Source organism: Kitasatospora sp. NPDC059088 (assembly GCF_042738155.1).
Taxonomy (GTDB): domain Bacteria; phylum Actinomycetota; class Actinomycetes; order Streptomycetales; family Streptomycetaceae; genus Kitasatospora.
In genome coordinates, this window is sequence record NZ_JBHYGR010000002.1 from 42,285 (window position 1) to 49,267 (window position 6,983).

At 77.8% G+C, this 6,983-nt stretch carries 5 protein-coding genes; 2 read left to right on the forward strand and 3 right to left on the reverse strand.

The window, feature by feature from the left end; all coding sequences use genetic code 11:
* Positions 1-111 precede the first annotated feature (111 nt).
* A complete protein-coding gene (purH, locus tag ACFWXO_RS01110) occupies positions 112-1,689 on the reverse strand; it encodes a bifunctional phosphoribosylaminoimidazolecarboxamide formyltransferase/IMP cyclohydrolase (protein WP_375882220.1) in 1,578 nt (525 codons plus the stop codon).
* Positions 1,686-2,345 (reverse strand): phosphoribosylglycinamide formyltransferase, encoded by a 660-nt coding sequence (gene purN / locus ACFWXO_RS01115; protein ID WP_375882217.1) that lies wholly within the window; start codon positions 2,343-2,345, stop codon positions 1,686-1,688. Before purN ends, purH begins: the two co-directional genes overlap by 4 nt.
* Positions 2,346-2,723: 378 nt before the next feature.
* Here purN and ACFWXO_RS01120 point away from each other — a divergent pair, with 378 nt between their 5' ends.
* Entirely contained in the window at positions 2,724-3,407 is a 684-nt protein-coding gene (locus ACFWXO_RS01120) for a hypothetical protein (protein ID WP_380521181.1), read from the forward strand.
* Between the two features lie 47 nt (positions 3,408-3,454).
* Here ACFWXO_RS01120 and ACFWXO_RS01125 read toward each other — a convergent pair whose 3' ends face one another.
* Entirely contained in the window at positions 3,455-4,915 is a 1,461-nt protein-coding gene (locus ACFWXO_RS01125; RefSeq protein WP_380521182.1) for a DUF6350 family protein, read from the reverse strand.
* Positions 4,916-5,047: 132 nt separating this feature from the next.
* Between ACFWXO_RS01125 and ACFWXO_RS01130 the strand changes: the two genes are divergently transcribed.
* Entirely contained in the window at positions 5,048-6,853 is a 1,806-nt protein-coding gene (locus ACFWXO_RS01130; protein ID WP_380521184.1) for a LuxR C-terminal-related transcriptional regulator, read from the forward strand.
* Positions 6,854-6,983 lie beyond the last annotated feature (130 nt).

The following is a 6,983-nucleotide window of genomic DNA, read 5'->3' on the forward strand; positions in this document are numbered from 1 at the left end:
CACCCCGGGGGGGTGCGGGTGGTTACCCCGGCGCGGGAAAGCGCCACCCCCCCCCCCCCCCCCGCAGGCGCCCCGCCCCCCCCCCGCGGGCCCGGGCCCGCTTCGTGCCGCTCAGTGGAAGAAGTGGCGGGCGCCGGTGAAGTACATCGTCACGCCGGCCTCCCGGGCCGCCTCGACGACCTGCTCGTCACGGATCGAACCGCCCGGCTGGACGATCGCCCGGACACCGGCGGCGATCAGGATCTCCGGGCCGTCCGGGAACGGGAAGAAGGCGTCCGAGGCGGCGTACGAGCCCTTGGCCCGCTCGCCGGCCCGCTCGACCGCGAGCTTGCAGGAGTCGACCCGGTTGACCTGGCCCATGCCGACGCCGACCGAGGCGCCGTCCTTGGCCAGCAGGATCGCGTTGGACTTGACGGCCCGGCAGGCCCGCCAGGCGAAGGCCAGCTCGGCCAGCTCGGCCGCGGACAGCGCCTCGCCGGCGGCCAGCGTCCAGTTCGCCGGGTCGTCGCCCTCGGCCTGCACCCGGTCCGCGTCCTGGAGCAGCACGCCGCCGGAGATCGGGCGGACCTCCTGGTGGTTGGCCGGGGCCCCGGGGGCGACCAGCACCCGCAGGTTCTTCTTCCGGGCCAGCACCTCGACCGCGCCGTCCTCGTACCCGGGGGCCACCACGACCTCGGTGAAGATCGGGGCGATCTGCTCGGCCAGCTCGACGGTGACCGGGCGGTTGACCGCGATCACGCCGCCGTACGCGGAGACCGGGTCGCACTCGTGCGCCTTGCGGTGCGCCTCGGCGACGTCGGCGCCGGTCGCGATGCCGCACGGGTTGGCGTGCTTGATGATCGCGACGGCCGGCTCGGCGTGGTCGTACGCGGCGCGGCGGGCGGCGTCGGTGTCGACGTAGTTGTTGTACGACATCTCCTTGCCGTGCAGCTGCTGGGCACCGGCCAGGCCGCCGGTGCCGTCGCTGTACAGCGCGGCGCCCTGGTGCGGGTTCTCGCCGTAGCGGAGCACGTTCTGGCGCTCCCAGGTGGCGCCCAGGAACTCGGGGAACCGCTCGTCGCTGGGGGCGTAGCCGGCCTCGAACCAGGAGGCGACGGCCACGTCGTAGGCGGCGGTGTGGGCGAACGCGGCACCGGCCAGGCGCTTGCGGGTGGCCAGGTCGAAGCCGCCCTCGCGGACGGCGGTCAGCACGTCGGCGTAGCGGGCCGGGTCGACCACGACGGCCACCGACGGGTGGTTCTTGGCGGCGGCGCGGACCATGCTCGGGCCGCCGATGTCGATCTGCTCGACGCACTCGTCCGGGGTGGCGCCCGAGGCGACGGTGGCCTTGAACGGGTAGAGGTTCACCACGACCAGGTCGAAGGGCTCGACACCGAGCTCGGCCAGCTGCGCGCGGTGCGACTCCAGGCGCAGGTCGGCGAGCACGCCGGCGTGCACGCGCGGGTGCAGCGTCTTCACGCGCCCGTCCAGGCACTCCGGGAAGCCGGTCAGCTCGGAGACCTCCGTCACCGGGACGCCGGCGGCGGCGATCCGGCCGGCGGTGGAGCCGGTGGAGACGATGGCGACCCCGGCGGCGTGCAGGCCCTGGGCCAGCTCCTCCAGACCGGTCTTGTCGTACACGCTGATCAGCGCGCGACGGATCGGACGGATGTTCTCCGAAACGGGGGGCGTGGTGGAGCTCGCGCTCATGCCGGGATCCATACCTTTCGGTCCTCGATGCGGTGACCTTCGCGGGCCAGCCGGCCCACGACGTCGACGAGCAGCTTGCGCTCGACAGTCTTGATGCGCTCGTGCAGCGCGTCGCCGCCATCGGCGTGGTCGGCGTCGAGCACCTCGACGACGCCCTGCGCGATGATCGGCCCGGTGTCCACTCCGGCGTCGACCAGGTGGACGGTGCAGCCGGTGACCCTCACCCCGTACGCGAGCGCGTCGGTGACGCCGTGGGCGCCGGGGAAGGACGGCAGCAGTGCGGGGTGGGTGTTGACGATCCGCCCCGCGAAGGCCGCGATGAACTCGGGGCCGAGGATCTTCATGAAGCCGGCCGTGACCACCAGGTCGGGCTGGTGGGCGGCGACGGAGGCGGTCAGCGCGCGGTCCCAGTCGGCCCGGTCCGCGAAGTCCTTCACCCGGTGGACGAAGGTCGGCAGGCCCGCCCGCTCGGCACGCTCCAGGCCGGCGATCCCGTCCCGGTCCGCGCCCACGGCGACGATCCCGGCGCCGTACGCCGGGTCGGCGGCGGCGTCGATCAGGGCCTGGAGGTTGGTGCCGGAGCCGGAGACCAGCACCACCAGGCGGGCCGGTCCGGGCGTACGGGGCGGGAAGAGCTGGGCGGGGGCGGCGGCCACTGCGCGATTCTCCGTAGGTCGGGCGCCGCCCGCTGGTACGTCCACCGGCGGTGGGGCCACTACGAACGGCAGGTCGAGCGAGGGGGAACACCAGGAGAACCCGCCGCGACGCGGGACCGGGGGAACCCGTGGGAGCTGCTGACCGTCACCACGATAACGGCTGGTCGGAGGCCCCCTGCACCCTCCCTCCGGCGCTACGCGCGTAGTTGAGACGGGGATCTCCTCGGGCCCTCCGCACCGGAGTTACGGGCGACCGGCCCCGGTACGGGCAGGCCCCCGACGGGCCCTCGAACGCTTGCGGGATCATTGGGGCGGAGGAGACCGCCCCCGAGCGCGACCCTCCGCACGAGCCCCGACCGAGAAGGAACGGCTGAACCCATGAGCAGCGGCGACGACACCGACGAGCGCAACCCCTTCGCGCCGCCGCCCGCGGACGCCCCGGACCAGCCGTGGCGGCCGCGCAGCCCCTGGCCCGGCCAGGGTCCGGAGGGCGACGGCGGCCAGGCCGGCGGTCCCGGCGGCGACCGCCCGCCGCACCCCCAGCAGTGGGGACCGGGCCCCGGCGAGGGCGGGCCCGGCCGTCGCCCCCAGGGTCCGCAGCCGCCCCGGCTCGACCTGGCGAACCCGGCCCACCGCAAGGCGCGCAACGCCGCGCTGGCCGGACCGTTCGCGCTGGTCTGCCTGTTCACCGGCTTCCACTGGATCGCCCTGCTGGCCGGCGTGCTCGGCATCGTCTGGGGCGTCGGCGCGCTCCGGGCCGGGCGGACCGCGACCGCCCCGGCTCCCGCGGCGGCACCGGCCGGGGCGTACGGCCAGGCCGGCCCGTACGGTCAGACCGGCCCCGTCGGTGCCCCGGCGCCGAACCCGCTCACCCCGGCCGCGCTCGCCGGGATCCTCACCGGCGCTATGACCGTCATGGTCGCCACCTCGGTGATCGGGCTCAGCGTCCACTACCGGGACTACGTCACCTGCGTGCGGGACTCGCTCACCAACGTCGGCGCCGAGAACTGCGACCGGTACGCGCCGCAGTGGTACGTGGACTTCAGCGGGAACGCCGAGTAGCGGGAACGCCCAGGAGCGGGAACGCCGAACGGCCGGCCCGACCGGGGTCAGTCGGCGGGGCGCCGGGCGGACAGCCGCAGCACGAGGGCGTGGGCACCGGCGCGCAGCCGCAGCGCGCTCCCGCGCGTCCGGGTCGCGAGCCGGGCGTAGGCGCCCGCGACGGACGCCGGGGCCCGGACCAGGTCCCCGGCCGGAGCCCCGGCCAGGTCGTCGTCCAGTGCCTCGGCCGGGTCCTCGGCCGGGGCGGGGCCGAGCGCGCGGTACCGCACCAGCAGGGCGCCCGGCACCGCCACCAGAGCGAGCCAGCCCGCCGCCGCCAGGCCCGTCCACCACGGCACCGGCCCGAGCCGGGCCATCCGCTCGGCCGCCAGCGCCCCGCCGGACAGCCAGCCCAGCACCGTCGCCCCGGTGCCGAGCAGCAGCGCGGCCGCCAGGGCCGCCGTCGCCGTCGCCGCGGGCGGCCACGGTCCGCCCCCGCCCGCCGGGGAGGGCCGGCCCGCCGCCGCCCGGCCCAGCAGGAGCGCGGGCACCAGCCCCGCCAGCAGCGGGAGCAGCAGCGCGGCCAGCCGCCAGCCGCCCGGGCCCTCCTGGGGCAGCAGGGCGAACAGCGGGAACTCCGGCACCGCGCCGAGTTCCGTCCCGCCCGGCGACACCAGCGACCCGGCGCCGACCTCGAAGCCCGGGCCCAGCGCGTACGCGGCGCCCCACAGCACCGCGTTCGGCAGCAGCACCACGGTGACCAGCAGCAGCCCGACCAGCGCGGCGGGCCCGCCGCCGAGCAGCGCCATCCCGCGCCCGCCCCCGGCCACCGCGTCCAGCACCGCCGCCACCGCCACCAGCAGCCCGCCCGCCGCGAGCAGCCCCGCCGCGGCCGCACCCGCCGCCCGGCACACCGCGGGCGTGCCCCCGGTCGGCCGCCAGCCCGGCGGGAGCCGGTCGAACAGCGCCTCGGCATGGATCCGCGCCGCGCCCCCGGCCCCCTCCGTCCCGGCGGCTCCGCCGGACCGTGCGCCCGCCGCCGTCGCCAGCCCGGCCACCAGGCCCACCACCAGCAGGTCCGGCAGCACCCGGCTGCGGAACAGCCCGGCGCCCGCGCTGTGCAGCGCCACCACGACCGCCACCGCGCAGTACCCCGCCCAGAGCGCCAGCGGGCCGCCCCAGCGCGAGCGCAGCCCCCGCCGTGCCGCCACCCCGGCCCCCGCCCGGTACAGCCGCACCACGGCCAGGGCCCCGAGCAGCAGCGGAGTGACCGTCAGCGGGGCGTCCGCGCCGCCGCGCAGGACCGGCGCGCCGTGCCCGAGCAGCCAGAGCGCACCCGCCAACCGGGTGGCACCGGCCGCATCGGAGTCCGCGTACGGCGTCGCCACCCAGAGCCCGAGGACCGGCACCCCGACCACCGCGAGACCGACCAGCGCCGTCCGCACCCCCGCCAACAGGTCGGCCAGCGCCGGGCGTCCACCCAATTCGCCGGGCACTTCCAGGAGCGGACGGCCCATCAGCTGCGTCATGCGCCTCATGGTGCCAAGGCGACTCGCCATGCTCCGTGAACCGGCAAACCGCCGCCGTGTCCCAGATTATTGTCTTATGCGCCTTTTCAGACCCTGCCCCCAAGCCGCCGCCGCCCCGGCCCGGAGCGTCTGATGACCACGCCACCCGCCCGTGCCACCGATCCCCTGCGGAAGCTGACCCCCCGTGAGGCCCAGGCCCTCACCCACCTGGCCGCCGGACACGGCCTCGATCACACCGCCGCCGCACTCGGCGTCACCACCGCGACCGCCCGCAGTTATCTGCACCGGGCCATGCGCAAACTCGGCTGCCCCACCGAAGCCGCCGCGATCGCCCTGCTCAGGACCGCACCCCCGACCGGCCCGGGCCGGCGCCCCCCGGCCGCCCCCACCGGCACCGACCGTACGCGAGTGGCCCCCACTGCCCCGGGAGAACGCAGCGGCATGACCAAGACCACCCCGACCGGCGGGAAGCCCGGCACCGACAGCGACCGCCGCCACCGCTCCCCCGGCGCCGGCAGCGGACCCGGCACCGGCCCCGGCCGGTCGACGGCGCACGGCGAGCCCGGCACCCCGGCGGCCTCCGGGCCGAGCCGGCAGTCCGGCCAGCACCAGGGCCAGCCGCAGGGCCCGTCCGCGCGCCCCGGGCCCGCCCCGGGCAAGCCCGAGGGTCGGCGCCGTCGTCCCGCGGACGGCACGCGCGGCCCACAGGGGGCCGGGCGCAAGCCGGGCACCCCGACCGCCGCCCCGGGCCCGGCCGCTCCGCAGCCACCCGCGGCCGCCCGGCCCGCGGCCGCGTCCGTGGCCGGTCCCGGTCCCGGTTCCGGTTCCGGTTCCGCCCCCGGCGGGCGGGACGCCGCCGACTCCCGTGAACGGATCAGCGCGGCCCTCAGCGAGGCGGGCCACGGACGGGACCTGACGGAGAGCTTCGAGGAGCTGTACGAGGCCGCGCACACCCGGCTGGTGCAGCAGGTGTTCCTGCTGACCGCCTGCCGACACCGCGCGGTGCACTGCGTGCGGCGGGCGTTCGGGGAGGCCCGGCAGGACTGGGGCGGGGTGGTCGGCTCGGGCGATCCGGAGGGCTGGGTGCGGGTGCGGGCCTGCGAGCTGGCGCTGTCGCCGTGGCGGCGCGGCGGCCCCCGGCGGGTGCACGCGTGGACGCTGCCGCACCGGCGGATCCGGGTCCGGCCGGCCGACGAGGCCCAGTCGGTGCTGCCGGACCACGACCGGCTGACCGACCGGGACAAGGCGCTGTTGAAGGCCCTGCGGCGGCTGTCCCGGCCGCAGCGGCGGGCGCTGGTGCTGCACGACGGGCTGGGGCTGCCGGCGGCGGCGGTCGCGGTGGAGGTGGAGTCGACCCGGGCGGCCGCCGAGGGGCGGGTGTGGGCCGCACGGACGGCACTGGCGCAGTGGGTGCCGGAGCTGGTGGGGCCGGACCCGGCGGCGCCGGGGTTCGCGGACGGGCTGAGCGGGCTGCTGCACCGGGCGGCGGTGCGGGGCTGCCCGGAGCCGCACCGGGCGCCGGTGCCGGTGCTGCGGGCCAAGCACCGGATGGGCACGGCCGCCCGGACGGGCGCGGCGGTGCTGCTGACGGTGGCCGTGGGCGGGGCGACGGTGGCGACGCTCTCCGGGCTGCGCCCGGCGGCGCTGTTCCACCGGCCGGAGCAGCCGGTCCCCGCGCTCTGCGTGCCGGCCCCGACGGCGGAGGTGGAGGCCCCGGGCGTGCCGCTGCTGCCGGGCGGGGCGCCGAACGGCATCACCAGCCTGTGGTGCAGTCCGACGCCGGGGCTGGAGGCGGTGGTGGCGGAGCCGCAGGCCCAGGCGGTCGCGCGCTGGGAGCTGCCGGCCGCGGCCCGGGGCGTGGCCCCGCCGCCGCAGCAGGACCCGGCGGTCTGCCCGACCTGGTCGCCGCTGCCCTGCGCCACCGCTCCGGGGCACTGACGCGCCGACCCGTCGGCACCGGGAACGGCGAGCGCCCCCCCCCAACGCTGGCGGGGCGCCCCGCCGGCGGGGTAACAGGTAAAGCCCGTGTGCGCCGGTTCCTCGCGGTGCACTCGGTGAGGGACGGACG

Coding starts and splice junctions, on each gene's coding strand:
- purH (WP_375882220.1), bottom strand. CDS start 1,689: ATGAGCGCGAGCTCCACCACGCCCCCCGTTTCGGAGAACATCCGTCCG.
- ACFWXO_RS01120 (WP_380521181.1), top strand. CDS start 2,724: ATGAGCAGCGGCGACGACACCGACGAGCGCAACCCCTTCGCGCCGCCG.
- ACFWXO_RS01125 (WP_380521182.1), bottom strand. CDS start 4,915: ATGACGCAGCTGATGGGCCGTCCGCTCCTGGAAGTGCCCGGCGAATTG.
- ACFWXO_RS01130 (WP_380521184.1), top strand. CDS start 5,048: ATGACCACGCCACCCGCCCGTGCCACCGATCCCCTGCGGAAGCTGACC.